Origin of the sequence: Faecalibacillus sp. TM498, assembly GCF_020589955.1 — a bacterium.
In the GTDB taxonomy this organism is placed as follows: Bacteria; Bacillota_I; Bacilli_A; order Erysipelotrichales; family Coprobacillaceae; genus Faecalibacillus; species Faecalibacillus intestinalis.
The window spans coordinates 1-334 of sequence record NZ_JAJDKB010000167.1 but is presented as its reverse complement, the minus strand read 5'-3'; the positions used below and the strand labels follow the sequence as shown (position 1 = coordinate 334).

Below are 334 nucleotides of genomic sequence, written 5' to 3'. Positions count from 1 at the left end.
AATTTCAGTAACAGATGATTACAGTGAATATAAAGATGTTGAACAGGTAAAACGTATCAATGTGAATAACCGACCATTTTCGTCACAACTTAAAATTATTAAATTAGATGCCGAATCAGGAAAGAAAGTCACATTAAATGGTGCATCATTTAAAATCAAAGACTCAAAAGGGAACTATGTTGTACAAAAATTTGGCGGTAAAAAATATGACACATTTACAACTAATTCTAAAAGCGTTGTTACAGTAAAGGATGCTGAAGAAGGAACAGTAACACTTCCTTTACAGTTAGATGCAGGAGATTATTCTATCGAAGAAGTAGAAACACCTAAAGGC

1 protein-coding gene is annotated in these 334 nt (G+C 32.3%); it reads left to right on the top strand.

All coding sequences use genetic code 11. The annotated features are described in order from the left end of the window. The coding region (locus LJD32_RS15150) for a prealbumin-like fold domain-containing protein (RefSeq protein ID WP_227403853.1) at positions 1 to 334 on the top strand (334 nt) is incomplete at both ends.